The organism is Porphyromonas sp. COT-108 OH1349 (assembly GCF_000768755.1).
GTDB lineage: Bacteria > Bacteroidota > Bacteroidia > Bacteroidales > Porphyromonadaceae > Porphyromonas_A > Porphyromonas_A canoris.
In genome coordinates this window covers 22,784-41,157 of sequence record NZ_JRAH01000008.1, presented here as the reverse complement: position 1 = coordinate 41,157, position 18,374 = coordinate 22,784, and the positions used below count along the sequence as shown (strand labels likewise).

At 42.7% G+C, this 18,374-nt stretch carries 14 protein-coding genes; 9 read left to right on the top strand and 5 right to left on the bottom strand.

The annotated features are described in order from the left end of the window. Positions 1 to 1,012 precede the first annotated feature (1,012 nt). The 9 genes from JT26_RS10055 to JT26_RS01445 all read left to right on the top strand — a co-directional run bounded on the left by JT26_RS10055 (position 1,013) and on the right by JT26_RS01445 (position 12,587). The gene (locus JT26_RS10055; protein ID WP_052110282.1) at positions 1,013 to 1,489 is read left to right on the top strand and encodes a methylated-DNA--[protein]-cysteine S-methyltransferase; all 477 of its coding nucleotides are present in this window, start codon (positions 1,013 to 1,015) and stop codon (positions 1,487 to 1,489) included. Next, complete coding sequence (locus JT26_RS01480; protein WP_036845120.1) at positions 1,486 to 3,180, top strand: alpha-amylase family protein; 1,695 nt, start codon at positions 1,486 to 1,488, stop codon at positions 3,178 to 3,180. The genes JT26_RS10055 and JT26_RS01480 overlap by 4 nt, the downstream gene beginning before the upstream one ends. A 61-nt stretch (positions 3,181 to 3,241) precedes the next feature. Then, entirely contained in the window at positions 3,242 to 4,744 is a 1,503-nt protein-coding gene (cysS, locus tag JT26_RS10585) for a cysteine--tRNA ligase (RefSeq protein WP_036845117.1), read from the top strand. A 9-nt stretch (positions 4,745 to 4,753) separates the two neighbouring features. Further along, complete coding sequence (ruvB, locus tag JT26_RS10580) at positions 4,754 to 5,797, top strand: Holliday junction branch migration DNA helicase RuvB (RefSeq protein WP_369793997.1); 1,044 nt, start codon at positions 4,754 to 4,756, stop codon at positions 5,795 to 5,797. A gap of 13 nt (positions 5,798 to 5,810) precedes the next feature. Next, positions 5,811 to 7,286 carry an oligosaccharide flippase family protein gene (locus JT26_RS01465; RefSeq protein WP_036845115.1) on the top strand — a complete coding sequence of 492 codons (1,476 nt, stop codon included), beginning with the start codon at positions 5,811 to 5,813 and terminating at the stop codon, positions 7,284 to 7,286. A gap of 11 nt (positions 7,287 to 7,297) precedes the next feature. Further along, positions 7,298 to 8,650, top strand: coding sequence for a TIGR00341 family protein (locus tag JT26_RS01460; protein ID WP_036845111.1), 1,353 nt, complete (start codon positions 7,298 to 7,300; stop codon positions 8,648 to 8,650). 43 nt (positions 8,651 to 8,693) lie between these two features. Continuing rightward, on the top strand, positions 8,694 to 10,790 hold the full coding sequence (locus tag JT26_RS01455; protein ID WP_036845108.1) for a S46 family peptidase: 2,097 nt from the start codon (positions 8,694 to 8,696) through the stop codon (positions 10,788 to 10,790). Positions 10,791 to 11,023: 233 nt separating this feature from the next. Beyond that, a complete protein-coding gene (serB, locus tag JT26_RS01450; protein ID WP_036845105.1) occupies positions 11,024 to 12,256 on the top strand; it encodes a phosphoserine phosphatase SerB in 1,233 nt (410 codons plus the stop codon). A 25-nt stretch (positions 12,257 to 12,281) separates the two neighbouring features. After that, the gene (locus JT26_RS01445) at positions 12,282 to 12,587 is read left to right on the top strand and encodes a Dabb family protein (protein ID WP_036788990.1); all 306 of its coding nucleotides are present in this window, start codon (positions 12,282 to 12,284) and stop codon (positions 12,585 to 12,587) included. Positions 12,588 to 12,672: 85 nt separating this feature from the next. Here JT26_RS01445 and JT26_RS01440 read toward each other — a convergent pair whose 3' ends face one another. The 5 genes from JT26_RS01440 to JT26_RS01420 all read right to left on the bottom strand — a co-directional run bounded on the left by JT26_RS01440 (position 12,673) and on the right by JT26_RS01420 (position 18,330). Further along, positions 12,673 to 13,680, bottom strand: a complete 1,008-nt coding sequence (locus JT26_RS01440; protein WP_036845102.1) for an ROK family protein — start codon at positions 13,678 to 13,680, stop codon at positions 12,673 to 12,675. Positions 13,681 to 13,703: 23 nt separating this feature from the next. Then, positions 13,704 to 14,477: an SDR family NAD(P)-dependent oxidoreductase gene (locus JT26_RS01435; RefSeq protein ID WP_036845099.1), complete on the bottom strand. Its 774-nt coding sequence runs from the start codon at positions 14,475 to 14,477 to the stop codon at positions 13,704 to 13,706. Positions 14,478 to 14,525: 48 nt separating this feature from the next. Next, positions 14,526 to 15,269, bottom strand: coding sequence for a tRNA (adenosine(37)-N6)-threonylcarbamoyltransferase complex dimerization subunit type 1 TsaB (gene tsaB, locus JT26_RS01430; protein WP_052110281.1), 744 nt, complete (start codon positions 15,267 to 15,269; stop codon positions 14,526 to 14,528). Continuing rightward, positions 15,266 to 17,605 (bottom strand): type I DNA topoisomerase, encoded by a 2,340-nt coding sequence (gene topA, locus JT26_RS01425; protein ID WP_036845096.1) that lies wholly within the window; start codon positions 17,603 to 17,605, stop codon positions 15,266 to 15,268. The genes tsaB and topA overlap by 4 nt, the downstream gene beginning before the upstream one ends. 95 nt (positions 17,606 to 17,700) lie before the next feature. Further along, on the bottom strand, positions 17,701 to 18,330 hold the full coding sequence (locus JT26_RS01420; protein ID WP_036845093.1) for an HU family DNA-binding protein: 630 nt from the start codon (positions 18,328 to 18,330) through the stop codon (positions 17,701 to 17,703). Positions 18,331 to 18,374 lie beyond the last annotated feature (44 nt).

Genomic DNA, 18,374 nt, shown 5'->3' with positions numbered 1-18,374 from the left:
ATGATCTCGTATTCCTCACAGGAGATCCGCTCTCCCGTTTCGTGGGTGCAAAGTTAGAAAGAGTTTTTCATTCTACCAAACTTTACTAACAAAAGATAGACAAACATATCAAACAGCACTCCCAAAACAGCACTTAATCCGCTTGTTTTCAAGACTGAAGAGAATCAAACATTTTATCGAAAACCGCTATTTCCACTCTCCAACAGCTCTCGCCTATATATATAAATAATGTATCCCCCTCTTCGGACACATTTCTCTCCAACCCTGAAGGTCATTTTTATATATTCCATACCGATGCTCTCCCCGATTTTTACGGCTCTCTATTTTGATCGGAGGGGTCGTTTCCGGAGGGGTGGCGGACTTGTTAAACCAGCCCGTTTTATTAACACAAATTTTAATACCTGTTCACCAAAAACGCTAAACGAGCATATTCTTTCGGCTTAACGTGTTTAATTTTTCAATGAACACGTTTACCGATTTCATTAAACACGTTTACCAGATTCGATTAACGTGTTTAGCCAAAATCATTAAAACGCTATACATCAGCATTTTATGTATTTTCATCCTAAAATGTACCCAAAAAGGCAAATTTCTTTATTAGGAAACATTTACAGGTAAAGGTGTTAAATTTCACACCTATTAACGCGAAAAAGCCCCATCAAACGGACTGAGAAAATTTTTTCTCCGAAGATGAGATTTTCCCATATCGCTTTCATTCAAAACATTTTACTCTAAAACGACTTGACAAATTCGCCTTCTCCAAACCCAAAATTGCCTCTTTTTCCCTCCGTTTTCCGCATGACGTTTTTATATAAAAAGACCGATGCGCTCCTCCAAAAGCACATCGGTCTTCTTCCTTGTTCCTAAAATAATTCTGCCGAACTAAACCAGCTGTTTTGAGTCTTGGATAAACTTTGACAAGCCGGGGTGTAGAAACCGGAGACATGACATTTCTTCCGAGCAAAATGGATTTTAGTATCTTTACAAACTAAACAAAAAGAGACTTTCTATCATGAATCAAAAGCGACACAGGCAAGAGATATGGAAAACGTCTTTTGGCTATATGATACCGACATTCGATGGCGATACCATTATTTCTCTTTCTGTTTCGGAGTATGTTACCATTTGGATTAGAGAAAGAATTATTCCCAAATCCGACTCTTTCATTCTGTCTTTAATTCATGAGTCTCCCATTCCAAAGACGGCGAATTTACCCGGGACACCGTTCATGCATAAGGTTTGGAGCGCTCTTTTGGAGATACCATTGGGAGAGACCCGCAGCTACAGCGATATAGCTGAACGTGCAGGACATCCGAAAGCTGTACGAGCAACCGGGACTGCCATAGGGCGTAATCCGATAGCTTTCCTCATCCCATGCCATAGAGTTCTGGCTAAAGATGGTTCGATAGGAGGTTTTGCCTGGGGAGTCAGGATAAAAAGAAAGATTCTAAAGTGGGAAAAAGAAATGAGTAAACAGACTGAAAAATGAGCATATCCATATATCAATTACTTCCAAGAATTTGGGGCAATACGTCTCAAAACAGAGAACCGAACGGAGATATCCGAACTAACGGATGCGGAAAGTTCAATGATATTTCTGCCATCGACTTACAATCCATAAAGGAGCTTGGCATCACGCATATTTGGTACACCGGCATTTTGGAACATGCAACCCAAACATCTTACGCCGAATTCGGCATAGCAGAAGACAATCCATGTATCGTAAAGGGAAAAGCAGGCTCTCCCTATGCGGTAAAAGACTATTACGATGTAGATCCTGACCTTGCAGAAAAAGTTCCTCAACGTATGCAGGAGTTTGAGTCTTTGGTATCCCGGACACATGATGCCGGACTTAAAGTGATAATAGATTTTGTTCCAAATCATGTCGCAAGGCAATATGTATCGGATGCCAAACCGGAAAATTGTTCCGATTTTGGAAAAAAAGATGATACCGATTTGGCATTCTCTCCCCAAAACAACTTTTACTACATTCCGGGGCAGCCACTATCTTTGCAACACATATCGGGAGAAAACGACTCTTCTTATTCTGAATTTCCGGCAAAGGCAACGGGGAATGATTGTTTTGTAAATGCGCCATCTTCCGGAGATTGGTACGAGACAGTAAAGTTGAACTATGGTGTAGACTATGCCAACGGAAGGTGTTCACACTTCTCTCCGATCCCGGATACATGGAGCAAGATGCTGGAAATCCTTCTTTTCTGGAGTAGTAAAGGAGTAGATGGTTTCAGGTGTGACATGGCAGAAATGGTACCTTTAGAGTTCTGGAAATGGTGTATAGAAAGAGTAAAATCAAGGTATCCCAATATCATTTTTATCGCAGAAATCTATTCCGAAAACAGGTATGAAGAGTTTATTCAAGAGGGAGGATTCGACTACCTATACGACAAAGTGGGGTTATACGACTGTCTCATATCCATCCTCAAAAAAGGGGCAAATACATCTTCAATAAAAGATATTGTTTCTCGTCAGCATATCATCTCTTCTCACCTGCTACGATTTATGGAAAATCATGACGAGCAACGGCTTGCTTCCGCTTTCGTATCAAGCTGTGGGGAAAAGGCTTTTCCAGCAATGGTTGTAAGCACATTGGCAGACAGCTCTGCGGTAATGACCTATTTTGTACAAGAGTTGGGAGAACAAGGCATGGACGCAGAAGGATTTAGCGGACAGGATGGTCGCACCACGATATTCGACTATTGGAGTCTCCCTAAACTCCAGAAATGGAAAGCTGACAGAGATGGTGAAGATCAGAATACAGACAAGATATTGAGAGAGAAGTATAAGATCCTTCTCAATGCGAAGACGGATAGAAAGGTTTTCAGCTCTCCTCATTACTATGATTTGAATCATATTTTGCCTCTTCCGGCGCAAGAGAAAAACGAAGTGGCTCTATTCTTGAGATGGGATCAGTCCAATCCCCCAAAGATAGCCATTGTAGCGGCAAACTTTTCCCATTCTCCTATAAGCACAAAGTACGAAATACCTAAGGATGCACTGGATATGATGGGGCTTCAAAACCGGTCAATCTGGAGCGTAGAAATGCTGCTTAGCGGTAAGAAAACAACTTATTCCATATCTGAATCCATATACCTGCCTTTACAATTGCAACCTTATGAGGCAAATATCATTGTGATGTCTCGCATTATGGATAAAAACTAACTATCTTTGTAAGGATATAGAATAGAGTTAATAACAAACAGACGAAATAATAGAAAAACATATGAGCACTCCGGAACATACAGAAGCTCCATTGATGCTATATAATACCCTTATAAGAGATAAAGAACGCTTTGTGCCATCTCACTTTCCACACGTTGGAATGTACGTTTGCGGTCCGACCGTTTATGGCGATGCGCATCTCGGACATGCGAGACCGGCTGTTACTTTCGACCTCCTGTTTCGTTATCTGAAGCATATCGGCTATAAGGTGAGGTATGTCCGTAATATTACGGATGTGGGTCATTTGGAGCATGATGCCGATGAGGGAGAAGACAAAATAGCGAAGAAGGCACGATTGGAACAGATAGAACCGATGGAGGTTGTGCAATACTATCTCACCCAATACCATAGAGTAATGGATGCTTTGAATGTTCTTCCTCCAAGTATAGAGCCTTTGGCAAGTGGGCATATTATGGAGCAGATAGACCTTACTCAGGAGATCTTGAACAACGGATTTGCTTATGAGAGTGAAGGTTCTATCTATTTCGATGTAGAGAAATATCATAAGACTTACAAATATGGAGTTCTGTCTCGACGTAACATCGAGGATATGATGTCTAATACTCGTGAACTGGACGGGCAGGGAGAGAAAAGACAGAGTATAGATTTCGCTCTCTGGAAAAAGGCTCAACCGGAACACATCATGAGATGGAAAGCTCCATGGAGTATCGGATTCCCCGGATGGCATTGCGAGTGTACCGCTATGGGACGCAAATATCTGGGGGAAACTTTCGATATACATGGGGGTGGAATGGACTTGATATTCCCTCACCATGAGTGTGAGATAGCCCAAGCTGTTGCTGCACAAGGCAAGCCGATGGTTCGCTACTGGGTACACAATAATATGGTTACCATAAATGGGCAGAAAATGGGCAAAAGTCTTGGCAACTTCATTACTCTTGAGCAGTTTTTTGCTGGTTCTCACGAGCTGCTTGAACAGCCATACGATGCAATGACCATTCGTTTCTTCATGCTGCAAGCCCATTACAGAAGCACTGTGGACTTTAGCAATGAAGCCCTTCAAGCCTCCTCGAAAGGATTGGAACGCCTGTTGGACGCTTATCTTGCTTTGGAGTCTCTTAAAGCAATAAGCAGTAAGAGTGTGGATCTTCCCAGCTACAAGGAGCTTTGTTATGAGGCTCTTAACGATGACTTGAACAGTCCGGTCGTCATTGCTCACCTGTTTGATGCAACAAAGGTAATCAATACAGCAAAAGCAGAGCCCGGCAAATCTTTAACCGCAGAGCAGATAGAGTCTCTCAAAGAGCTGTTTGATACTTTCCTCTTTGATATGCTTGGAATGAAGAAGCCGGGAAGTGAGGTTTCAAAGGCACATACGGATGCTTTTGCCGGAGCTATGGAACTTTTGCTCCAAATACGGGCAAAAGCGAAGTCTGAAAAGGACTGGGCAACTTCCGATAAGATACGAGACGAGCTGGCTAAGCTGGGATTTGAGATCAAGGATACTAAAGACGGGGCAGAATGGAAGCTCCCCGGAATGTAGCAGATACAGATGAACAATATTACGTCTTCGGAATTTGATATCCGTCGTTCAGCAAGTCCAATGGGAAGAGACGATGCAGACCATGCGTTGAGACCTCTTTCTTTTGAAGGCTTTAAGGGACAGGATAATGTGGTTGAGAATCTGAAGGTCTTTGTCATGGCGGCAAAGATGCGGAATGAAGCTCTCGACCATGTTTTGCTGCACGGGCCTCCCGGATTGGGAAAGACAACACTTTCCCAGATTATCGCCAACGAACTTGGTGTAGGTTTCAAAGTAACATCAGGTCCGGTACTCGATAAACCCGGAGATTTGGCAGGTGTGCTTACCTCCTTGGAGGCTCACGATGTCCTGTTTATTGATGAAATACATCGGCTCTCCCCTATCGTTGAGGAGTATTTATACTCCGCCATGGAAGATTACCGGATAGATATCATGATAGATAAAGGCCCCGGAGCACGGAGTATTCAGATAGACCTTAATCCGTTTACTCTCATTGGAGCTACTACAAGGAGCGGACTTCTAACTGCTCCCCTAAGAGCAAGATTCGGGATAAATATGCACTTGGAGTATTATGATACCAATACTCTTTGTGGTATAGTGGAAAGGAGTGCCAATATCCTTGATGTGCCTTGTGATCATGAAGCTGCAATAGAGATAGCATCCCGTAGCAGATGTACTCCACGTATTGCCAATGCTTTGCTGCGTAGGGTAAGGGATTTTGCTCAAGTTCGTGGGACAGGTGCGATAGATAAAGAGATTGCTCACATTGCTCTTGAAGCACTCAATATAGACAAGCACGGACTTGATCATATAGACCACAAAATACTCACATGTATTATGGATAAGTTTTCCGGTGGTCCTGTGGGACTTACCACGATAGCTACTGCAATAGGCGAAGATCCGGGAACGGTTGAAGAGGTGTACGAGCCTTTTCTCATAAAAGAAGGATTCCTAAAACGGACACCTCGTGGACGAGAAGTTACCAAAATGGCATACGGACATTTTGGTCGTATAGTCTCGCCTAAAGAGATGCCCCTATTTAACGAATTATAGAAAGAAAGATTCTATGAGCAGCCTCGGTATGAAGTCTTTGGTTAAGGATACCGTAATATATGGTATGACCAATATCATCGGGCGTTTTCTTAATTGGTTATTGGCTCCATTCTATATACGCGTCCTCTCCACTACGGCAGAATATGGTATGGTAACCAATTTATACGCATGGATAAGCGTTATCTTGGTTGTTCTTACTTATGGCATGGAAACGGGGCTTTTCCGTTTCATGCAGACTTATCCGAGACAACAGGAAGTCTATGCAACTGCCTTTAAGAGTGTTTTTGGAACGACCATATTCTTCACGATTCTTTCTCTGATCTTTGTTCAAGACATTGCAGGAGTCTTGGGATACGCATCACACACGGATTTTATTGCGATTTTCTGTGTGATAGCAGCGATGGATGCTATCTTATCTATCCCTTTTGCTTATTTGAGACAGCAGCACAGACCTAAGCTTTTTGCTTTCTACAAGCTGGCTTTTATAGCTTTCAATATCTTTTTCAACCTGTTTTTCTTTTTGGCTTGTCCATATCTTTTGGAGCATAATCCGGGTCTTGTAGATTGGTTTTATCGTCCGGAATATGGGGTGGGATACATCTTTGTATCTAATCTTCTCTCCACATCATTGCAAACACTGCTGATGCTTCCTATACTTAGACCTGCAATAAAAGGTTTTAATAAGATACTTTGGAAAGGGATGATACATTACTGCTTCCCTTTAATGCTGTTAGGTTTGGCCGGGAACTTTAATAAAATGGCCGGTCCGATACTGCTTCCCTACATGATAGAGGATAGAGATATTGCCATGACACAGCTCGGGATATACGGAGGGTGTCTTAAGATATGCGTTGTCATGGTGATGTTTATTCAGGCTTTTCGCTTTGCTTACGACCCTTTTGTCTTCTCAAAGATGAAGAAGAAAGACGAGTATGGGGCTTACAGAGTAGCTATGAACTTCTTCGTTCTATTCACTTCTTGTATTTTTCTGGGGGTTACTTTCTATATCGATATATTCAAGCATATCGTTACACCCCAATACTATGAAGGGCTTAGAATTGTTCCTCTTGTTCTTTTAGGTGAACTCTTTTTTGGAGTATACTATAATCTTTCCATTTGGTATAAGCTTAGTGATAAAACATATTTCGGAGCCATCTTCTCCTTTATCGGACTTATTGTAACCGTCGGTATCATAGTCTTATTTACTCCAATGTATGGGTATATGGCTTGTGCGTGGGCATCATTGGCTTGTAATACACTGATGATGATTCTTTCCTATCTGATAGGACGAAAAGTTTACAGGATAGAGTATGACGTAAAAAAGCTACTCATTATCGGCTTAGTCTGTACCGCCATCTATCTCATAGGTTTCTCTTTCCCGGGTGAAACCAATAATATCTTCGTTCTGTCTGTAAGGACTATTCTCTTATTAGCCTATGCTGCAATAGGTTTAACTCTCGAATATAAACAAGTTCAAAAAGTCTTATAATAACGATTGACATGAACACTGAAAAGCAGTCTTTTATACAATATATACGCTCATACTTTGACATAAAGGGAGAAAGAGAAAATGAATACGAAACCATAGAGTCTCTCAAAAATGATGTAGACTTTAAGGGAACAAAAATGTGGATTCTAATCTGTGCTATTTTTATAGCTTCATTGGGGCTTAACACCAATTCTACCGCTGTGATTATAGGAGCCATGCTTATTTCTCCTTTAATGGGACCAATAGTCGGTTTAGGACTGGGATTAGGTATTTCTGACTTTGATCTTGTTAGAAGAAGCATCAGGAACTTCCTTATGGCTACTGTGTTTAGCATTCTGACTTCTACAATCTTCTTTTTTATTTCTCCCATCTCTTCAGTTCAAAGTGAACTTCTTGCAAGGACCCAACCCAATATCTACGATGTTTTGATAGCTTTTGTAGGAGGTATTGCAGGGCTAATAGCAGGTGCAACAAAATCGAAAGGGAATGTTATCCCCGGAGTTGCCATTGCGACAGCTCTTATGCCTCCACTCTGTACTGCCGGATATGGTATCGGGACAGGTCAGCTAAATTTCTTTTTCGGAGCATTTTACCTCTATATCATAAATACTGTTTTCATCGGTCTTGCTACTTTTTTGGGTGTGAGGATTATGAACTATCCTCGCAAAACGTTTGTAGATAAAGCAAGAGAAACTCGAGTAAACAGGATGGTTCTAAGCATCGTAATATGTACCATTGTTCCAAGTGTGGTTTTAGGATACCAACTCATTCAGCGGAACTATTATGAAGAGTCGCAAGTGAAGTTTATAAAAAATGAATTTCAGTTTGATGGCACTTACCTTCTAAGCTATGAATCCTCTAAGAAGAAGGATGGAAATGTTCTTTCTGTGTCTCTCTTGGGAAATGAGCTTTCGGAACAAACCATTGCAGAACTTCGTGATAAACTGAGTGAGTATGGACTTCGTAATACAACTCTCGTCGTACGTCAAGGATTTGGTAAGGCTGATATGGCAGGTCTCAAGAGTAGTATCATAGATGACGTAAAGCAAGATAACTCTTCTGTAATAAAATATCAACAACTTAGAATAGACTCTTTAGAATATCAACTTGCTTCTGCAGAGCAGTTGGCTAAAGATATTGATCAAATATCACGAGATCTCCGAACACTTTATCCGGAAGTTACCAGGGCAACATTCGGTAAAATGTATCATATCAGCTTGGACTCCTTAAAAAGATCTCAAATAGTAAGAATAGGTCTCTATACAAATGGCAACAAAATTTCTGATGAGAATAGACAAAGACTAAAAAGCTGGCTCAATGAAAGATTGCCCGGAGCAGAAATAGAGATCTCATCTAAAGAATAACAAACGTAAAAACTATTTTCTAACTACTTAATACTAACTCAGCATGAAAAGAACATTTCTTCTCTTAGCGGCTCTATTCCTTTTAGCTCCTGCTGCAAAAGCAGACAAGGGTATGTGGATTCTGAAAGAGCTGAACAAAGAGAATCGAGACAGAATGCGTCAGCTTGGTTTTACCATGGCATTCGACAAGCTTTACAATGAAAACGCTCCTGCGCTACACAATTCGGTGGTAATATTCGGTCGTGGATGTACCGGTATTACTGTATCTAATCAGGGGCTAATATTTACAAACCATCACTGTGGGTACTCTTCCATTCAGCAACTCAGCTCGGTAGAACATGATTATCTTCGGGATGGATTTGTTTCTCATGCCCTAAATCAAGAACTTCCTGTTCCGGGTCTTACAGTCCAGTATCTTAGAGGAACAGAGGATATTACCGACAAGATCTTGAAAGCAGTTGAAGGCATCACAGATGAGATGGCTCGTATCAAAGCTATTCAAGCGGAGATTGCAAAAATTGAAAAGGAGGTAGAAAAGGAGCCAAACACTACGGCAAAAGTATATCCTTTCTACAACAACAATAAGTACTATCTCATATCATACGATGTTTTCAAGGATGTTCGTATGGTATTTGCTCCACCTTCTTCAATCGGTAAGTTTGGAGGTGATACAGACAACTGGATGTGGCCTCGCCATACAGGAGACTTCTCGGTCTTCAGAGTGTATGCTGATGCCAATAATCGCCCTGCAGCATACAATGCCAACAACAAACCTTTCAAGCCAAAAGCATTTGCAAAGATCTCTTTGTCCGGTGTTAGCGAAAAAGATTATGCCATGACTATTGGCTTTCCGGGAAGAACCAACAGATATCTCAGCTCTTGGGGAGTAGAAAATCTTATTAAGAATGAAAATACTCCGAGAATAGAAGTTCGTGGTTTGAAACAGGATGTTTGGAAAAGCTTCATGGAAAAAGAACAAGCTATCCGTATTCAATACTCAGATAAGTACGCACTCAGTTCAAACTATTGGAAAAACTCTATCGGTATGAATAAAGGACTTCGTCGTCTTAATGTCATAACTGAAAAACAAAAGATAGAAAAAGACTTTGCTCGCTTTGCAGCATCTACTCCTGAACGCAAAGCAAAATATGGATTCGTTTTGGATAGCCTTCGCATTCCTATTGAGAAGATGGGAGAATACACCAGAAATCTACAATATATAAGCGAAGCATACAGTGGTTTTGAAGTGGTTAGATTCGCTATCAAACCGGAAGCTGCTCGCAAGGCCAATCTTGATGCTATGTATAAAGATTTCTCTCCAAAAGTGGCGAAAGCAACGCTGCCTGTCATGCTTAGAGTCGTGAAAGAGAATGTCGCTCCTGAATATCTGCCAAGTATCTACAAAACCATAGATGCAGACTTTGGAGGAGATTTGGATAAGTATACAGCTTTCATCTATGGTAACTCTGTCTTTGTGAGCAAAGAACGTTTCCAACAAGCACTTGCCAATCCAGAGTTTAATGATGAAGCTTATCAAAAAGATCCGGTGGTAGCTCTTCGTACAAGCTTTATAGATGAGATGCATAAACTTTCTGATATGATGGCTCCTTATAGAGGATCTCTTCTTAAAGGGGAAAGACTATTCTTTGCAGGATTGAGAGAAAAAGATCCTAAGAAGGCTCTGCCATCTGATGCCAACTTTACCATGAGAATGAGCTATGGTAGTGTATCCGGATACAAACCTTATGATGCAGGATGGTACGACTACTACACAACATCAGCAGGAATTTTTGAAAAACAAGATCCTTCTGTATCCGAGTTTAGAGTACAGCCTGAAATCTTAGACCTTCTTTCAAAGAAAAGCTTCGGACGCTATGCTGATAAGAAGGGTAATCTCCGACTATGCTTCTTGTCCGATAATGATATAACCGGAGGTAACTCAGGTAGCCCTGTCTTCAATAAAAATGGAGATCTTATCGGTCTTGCTTTTGACGGCAACTGGGAAGCAATGAGTGGTGATATCGAGTTTGAAGCCAATATGCAACGTACTATATCTGTTGATATCCGCTATGTTATGTGGGTAATAGACATGTGGGGCAAGAGTAAATATCTTGTGGATGAAGTCTCTTTTGTGAAATAAAGCATATAAGATTCGTTATCTAAAGACGTTTGTCATCTCTCGGATGGCAGACGTCTTTTCTTTATAAATGATATTTCTCGGCACTTTGTTAGAAGAATGTAACCAGAATAGCTTTTATTGAAACTATCTACTTTTGTAATACAATCTTAGCAAAGTATTCATCTTTTCTTGGATCTTAATGCGAATAAAATGCCTAAATTTGGTGAGTAACTGAAATAAAACAATCAAAATCTATGAATACAAACACCCAAATCATATTGGCTATTTTCAGTGGAAAGGACAGACCAGGAGTTACAGCAGGATTTACTTCTATTCTGGCAAGCCATGAAGCTACAATTCTCGATATTGGTCAGGCAGATATTCACAGTCATCTCAGTTTAGGGATAATGTTTCTTACCGAAGAGCATCGTTCCGGGGATATACTGAAAGATCTTTTGTTTAAAGCCAATGAGATGAACATCCACGTCAACTTTACTCCCGTGAAAATTGAAGACTACAATCACTGGGTTGGCATGCAAGGCAAAAACCGATATATCATCACCATCCTGGCAAAAAGAATTACAGCGGACATGGTAGCTAAGATTACGGATGCTATCGCGCTACAAGGCATGAACATAGATAATATAAAGCGTCTAACAGGTCGTATCCCTCTTGAAGAGAAAGAACGAGTACCGAAAGCTAGTATAGAAATCTCTGTTCGAGGAACACCTAAAGACCTTGGAGCTCTTCAGAAAGAGTTTATGAATATCTCAGCAAATCTTGGTATAGATGTCTCTTTTCAGCAAGAGAGCATGTTCCGAAGAATGCGCCGCCTAATCTGCTTCGATATGGATTCTACTTTGATAGAGACTGAAGTAATAGACGAACTTGCCGATCGTGCCGGTGTTGGAGAGGAAGTCCGAGCAATTACGGAATCAGCCATGCGTGGTGAGATAGATTTCAACGAAAGTTTTATCAGAAGAGTGGCCTTGTTGAAAGGTCTTGATGTATCTGTAATGGCAGATATCGCAGAAAATCTACCTATCACGGAAGGTGTGGACAGAGTAATGAAAATACTAAAAAAGGTCGGATTTAAGATTGCAATACTCTCCGGAGGATTTACTTACTTCGGGCAATACCTTGCCAATAAATATCAGATAGATTATGTCTATGCGAATGAGCTTGAAATAAAAGATGGTAAGCTCACAGGCAGACATCTTGGAGACATTATTGATGGAAAGAGAAAAGCCGAACTAATGAAGCTTATAGCTCAAGTAGAAAAGGTAGATATCAGACAAACAGTAGCGGTGGGAGATGGAGCTAATGACCTCCCGATGATTGCTACAGCCGGTCTCGGTATTGCATTTCATGCTAAACCAAAAGTAAAAGCGACCGCCAAACAGTCTATCTCTACCATAGGATTGGATGGTATCCTCTATTTCTTGGGGTATAAAGATTCTATAATTGATGAAGCAGAGTTTATGTAAATATTCATAGATAAACAGTATAGATATGGCTCTAAAACACTATGTACTCTTTGGATTTCAAACCGAAATATCAGAGGAAAAGAAACGAGGACTACTGAAAGATATTCAGAAAGACTTTCATAATCTACCTGAACAAATAGTGGAACTACAGGATCTTAGGATAGAAATCAATATCAATCCCAATGAACAATACGATTTCATCCTAATTGCCACAGTTGCGGATCTTAGTGCTCTCTCCATCTATGCAAAACATGAAGCTCATCAAATCTTGGTACAGAAGTATATCAAGCCCTACTGCTCCCTTCGAGCCTGTGTAGATACACAAGAATAAATAGAAAACACAAAAAGAAAACGTTCTCTTGCAACATATCACAAGAGAACGTTTTTTGTTATTGCCCCAGGAAAATTTCTCTTTCTTATTCGCCTGCGACACTATTTGCTTTACGAAGAGCCTTGTCGGCCTCCCAACCAAGAGCACTTGCACCAAGTACAGCCGCATCACTCTCTTTAAGCTCTGACGTTAAAAGCTTTGTCTTTCCTTTATATATCTGAAGCATATTAAGCTCCATGTGCCGCTTTATAGGATCCATAAGTAGATCTCCCGCCTTAGTAAGACCACCAAAGAGAATAATCGCTTCAGGTGAAGAAAATGCCACAAAGTCTGCAAATGCCTCTCCAAGAATTGCTCCGGTAGCTTCAAAGATTTCGAGAGAAAGTTTATCTCCTTTCATTGCTGCGTCATATACATCTTTAGAGGTAATATCTTCGATATCGAGCTCTCTTAACAGAGAGTCTTCTTTACGAATTTCAAGATATTCACGAGCAGTTCTTGCAACTCCCGTTGCCGATGTATATGTTTCCAAACAACCTTTGCGTCCACAGCCACAAATACGACCATTACGTCTGATAATGGTATGCCCCAATTCTCCTGCAAAACCATCGTGCCCGTATACAAGTGTTCCATTCACGACAATACCGCTGCCCACACCGGTCCCCAATGTAATCACAATAAAGTTTTTCATTCCACGAGCAACACCATAAGTCATCTCTCCAATGGCTGCTGCATTGGCATCATTGGTTAGGGCTACCGGTATTCCCATCTTTTCAGAGATAATATCTGCAAGCATAATTCTCCCTTTCCACGGAAGATTGGGGGCAAAGTCTATGGAGCCGGTAAAGAAATTTCCATTAGGAGCTCCTATACCTATACCTTTAATCATATCTCTACCTCCGACTTGGTCTATCAAGAGTTGCATTCCTGCAGTTAGGTCTCGGATATAATCATTGATATCTAAGTGTGTGGCAGTCTTTATGGAGCCATTTAGCACAATATTGCCTCTTGCATCTACTATTCCATAAACGGTGTTGGTGCCACCTATATCAACACCGAGCACGTAAGGCTTTATAACATCTTGTTTAATCATATTCTTTTGTGTGTTACGTATAGTTATAACTCTTTGTGGATCATTCTAGAATCGGCTTGAGATTTAGGGAGGATTGTCATATCCGCGATATTGACGTGATCCGGTGCTGTGAGAATAAACAGAATACACTCTGCAATATCTTCGGCATAAAGTGGATCAAAACCGATGTAAACTTTATCCGCCTTATCTTTATCTCCATCGAATCGTACTTGAGAAAACTCTGTATTAACGGCTCCCGGAGCTATGGAAGACACTTTAATATGATAAGGGACCAATTCTTGGCGCATCGCTCTGGTAATAGCCTCTACTCCAAACTTGGTTGCACAATACACCGCGGCACCGGTATAAGCATCTTTCCCGGCAACAGAAGAGAGATTGATTATGTGTCCCGTTCTCTTTTTCTTCATGGCAGAAACGATCGGCTTTGATACGTAAAGAAGCCCCTTTACATTTGTATCTATCATTCTCTCCCAATGATCTATAGAACCTTCATCTACTGTGGAAAGCCCGGCTGCAAGACCTGCATTATTGATCAGGATGTCTATATCTTCCAACTTAAACTCCTTGTTTGAAGAGAGTTTTTCCTCTACATCTTTCTGATTTCGGACATCTAAACTCAACGTAATACATCGAGAAGATGTTTCGGACTCTATTGTCTGCTTCAACTCTTGCAGACGCTCCTCCCTTCTTCCGGCTGCAATGATGGTGCACTCCGGTATTCTTCGAGCCAACAATATGCAGGTAGCTCTGCCGATTCCTGATGTTGCTCCCGTTACAAGTATTGTAGGTTTGTTCATACTTAGATTACAAATAAATTGAGTACTGTGATTGTAAAGATAATAAATTTATGCTTCGGGAGTCAGGCTGTTAGGCATCGTTCCGATTACCTTATTACTTGTTACGACAGCATTGTATTCTTTGAGATAATTCGGTGTCCAGTAGGCAAGATCCACAAAAGAACCACTATCCCAACACTTAAGAGCTGCAGAAGCCATATCCGAGGCATGAAGCTTAACGGAGTCTACATAGACTGCTTTGTCTGCAAATAAGTTGTTAAACAGTGGTCTGATCTTTTCTGCTCCGTCTCCTCCATAGAAGATCATCGAAGCTTCTTTCACCAATCTTTGAAATCGGTTGATATCCTCCTCTTTGTCCATCACAAAGCTTTGAGGAGTAGCATCCTCTTCTTCCCGATAGAGAGCCGAATAGATTTCCATGCGTCTGGCATCCAGCATGGGAGTTATAGCATAACCGGAGGGTAGTTCCAAACATTTAGAACGAATGTTCTCCTCCAAGATCTTAAGAGAAGAGATCGCAATGAGAGGCACATTCAGGCTGAATGCAAGACCTTTAGCCAAAGAAGCAGATATACGCAATCCGGTATATGACCCCGGACCATCTCCAACAGCAATGGCACTTAACTGCTCACCTTCAGGGATCAAAGCGATGAGTTCATCTGCAAAAGTAGAGAGATTGGCATTGTGCCCGCCCTCTGCTGCTTCCCTGCTTACCACGACATCTTTTCCGCACAACAAAGCCATCGAACACTCCTTGGCGGCAGATTCTATACATAATATATATGGTATCATCCGTTTTTCTTACTACTCTTCTTAGAAGATTTTTTCTTTGAGCCTTCTTCCACCAGTTCCAGACAAGCTTCAAGAGAAAGCTCTTCGGGCTTATATCCCTTAGGTATCTTATAGTTTTTCTTGGAGTACTCTATGTAAGGACCGTATCTGCCGTTTAAGATGAGCAACTCTCCTTGAGGAGTATCAAAAGAGGCTATTCTTTTATTCTTCTCGGACTCTATCTTCTGCTCGATGAGAGCCACAGCCTCTTCCATTGTTATGGTGTACAGATCCATGTCTTTCGGGATGGAAACAAACAGCTTATCCCACCGGACATAAGGGCCAAATCTGCCGTTGTTTGCTTGTACTTCTTTCTCGTTCCACTCACCAAGAGTGCGAGGAAGTCTGAACAGCTCCAGTGCTTCTTCCAAAGATATTGTCTCAATAGACAGAGAAGAAGGTATCGAAGTGAATGTCGGCTTTTCCCCTTCAGGCTGAGCATCACCCAGCTGCAATAGAGGGCCAAATCTTCCGATCTTAGCATAGATCGGTCTGCCTGTTTTAGGATCATCTCCTATGTAACGCTCTCCGACTCTGCGTTCTGTCTTCGCTTCCATGACTTCCACCACATTGGGATGGAATATCGAGTAAAACTGTTCTATGACGCCTATCCACGGCTTCTCTCCTTCGGCGATGGCGTCAAACTCCTGTTCGACATTTGCCGTAAAGTCGTAAGAGAGAATCTTAGGGAAAGCCTCCACAAGGAAGTCGTTCACCACTATTCCTATATCCGTAGGGACAAGCTTGCCCTTATCTGCTCCGTAGGACTCCTGCTTGGTCTTGGCGGATATTTTATTGCCTTTCAGAGTGAGCACACAGTACTCTCTCTCTACACCCGGTATGGTACGCTTATCCACGTACTCTCTCTTTTGGATGGTCTGAATGGTTGGGGCATAGGTACTTGGTCTTCCTATACCCAACTCCTCCAGCTTCTTCACCAGAGCCGCTTCGGAATATCTTGCCGGACGTTGTGTAAACTTCTGGGTTGCTTCCACGGAGGTTGCCGAGAGTGCATCGCCGACACTCATCGCCGGGAGCAGAGCATCTGTCTCTTCCCTATCGGCGGATGTGCCGTTATCGTCATCTGTTCCTGCGAGATATACCTTCAGGAATCCATCGAATCTCACCTGTTCTCCGCGTATATAGAAAAGGTATGGAGACGCTGTCTTCACCGCCACTACGGTACGTTCAAGCTCTGCATCCTTCATCTGCGTGGCCATTGTCCGTTTGCGTATAAGGTCGTAGAGCTTCTTTTCCGCACTTGTTCCGGAGATGGTATCGTGTTCTATGTTTGTAGGTCTGATGGCTTCGTGTGCCTCTTGTGCTCCTTTTGTTTTGGTCGTAAAGTTTCTCTTCTTGACATAGCTCTTGCCATAGAGCTTTTCGATGGTCTCTGCCGTTGTTGCGATGGCAAAAGAAGAGAGATTCACCGAGTCCGTACGCATATAAGTGATATGACCATTCTCGTACAGACTTTGTGCCACGACCATTGTCTGAGTAACGGAAAATCCGAGCAGACGAGAAGCTTCCTGCTGCAATGTGGAGGTCGTAAAGGGGGGAGGCGGTGTCCGTTTGCCCGGTTTCACCTGAATATCGCTCACCACGTAGCTCGATCCGATCAGATCACTCAGCACCGCTTCCGCCTGTTCGGGCTGCGACGGTCTGTGCTCCATTACTGCTTTCACGCTTTGCCCCGATGCGTTTTTCAGCTCTGCCACTATTCGGAATCCGCTCTCCGGCTTGAATGCCTGAATCTCGCGCTCTCTTTCGACAAGGATTCTCACGGCGGCACTCTGCACACGTCCTGCGCTGAGAGCCGGACGCACCTTATGCCACAGGATCGGAGAGAGTTCAAAGCCGACGATTCGGTCCAACACCCGTCTTGCCTGCTGGGCATCCACACGGTCATAATCTATATCTCTTGGCGACTCCAAGGCTTCAAGAATAGCCTTTCGCGTGATTTCGTGGAAAGCGATTCGCTTCGTCTGTTTGTCCTTCAGCCCCAATATCTGATACAGATGCCAGGCGATGGCTTCTCCCTCGCGGTCTTCATCGGAAGCGAGCCAGACCGTTTCTGCCTCCTGCACGGCTTTTTGCAGCTCCTTCACCACTTTGACCTTATCCTCCGACACCTCGTATTGCGGAGCGAACCGATGCTCAATATCTATCCCCAGTCCTTTCTTCTTCAGGTCTCTGACGTGTCCGTAGCTGGACATCACCTTATAATCTTCTCCCAGTATTTTACTTATAGTCTTCGACTTTGCGGGCGACTCCACTATCACCAGGTTTCTTGCCATAGAATTGATCCTTACTTAATATCTGTTTTTCGTCCAAAAGAAAACACAACGAGAGGCTGCGAAAAGCCCTTCGAGTTGGCAAAATTAAACATAATCTACTCACGAGCAAAATCTTCGCCCGCCCTGAGGAATATCAGGCTCGGTCCTTTTCCTCTCCGAAAGATTCGCTTATCGCTCTCCCACTCTCCCAGCTCCTTTCTTGCCGACCGCTTCGACATCCTCGTCATCACCGCATACTGCTGCAGCGAGATGCAGGAATGTCTCTCCAGAAAACCGAGCAACATCTCCAGCCGCTCCTCCTTACCCGCCGTCGGATCCGCATACTTCTGCCCCTTTGTGCGCACCAGCCGGCACCGGTTGTTGGCTCTCCGGAGCAGCTCCTTGTCCGCCCTGAAGTTCAGCCCCGCTATCTCGATGCTCGCCGCATTGGGCATGCTGCCGCTTTGTCGCCGAAGCTCTGCGCCCTTCTTCAAGCCGAGCTTTGCCGAAAACGACCCCAATCCGTCTATCTTGACAGAATAACCATCGGCGATCCGCCCCGCGAGAGCATCCGCCACAGAGAGCATCAAACCCTCCACTTCGCCCACCGAAAACGTCGATCTCTTGGCGATCTCCTCCGCCAAATCTCGCAGCGAGTATTGGTGTTCGACCACCATTTTCGGGACCTTTCTCCTTGCTCCCTCTCCCAAAAGTCCGGGATTTTCTCTCATCACATACTTAGCCATAGTAAAGGAGTGATTTGGTACAGATAAAAAAATGAGTGAATATA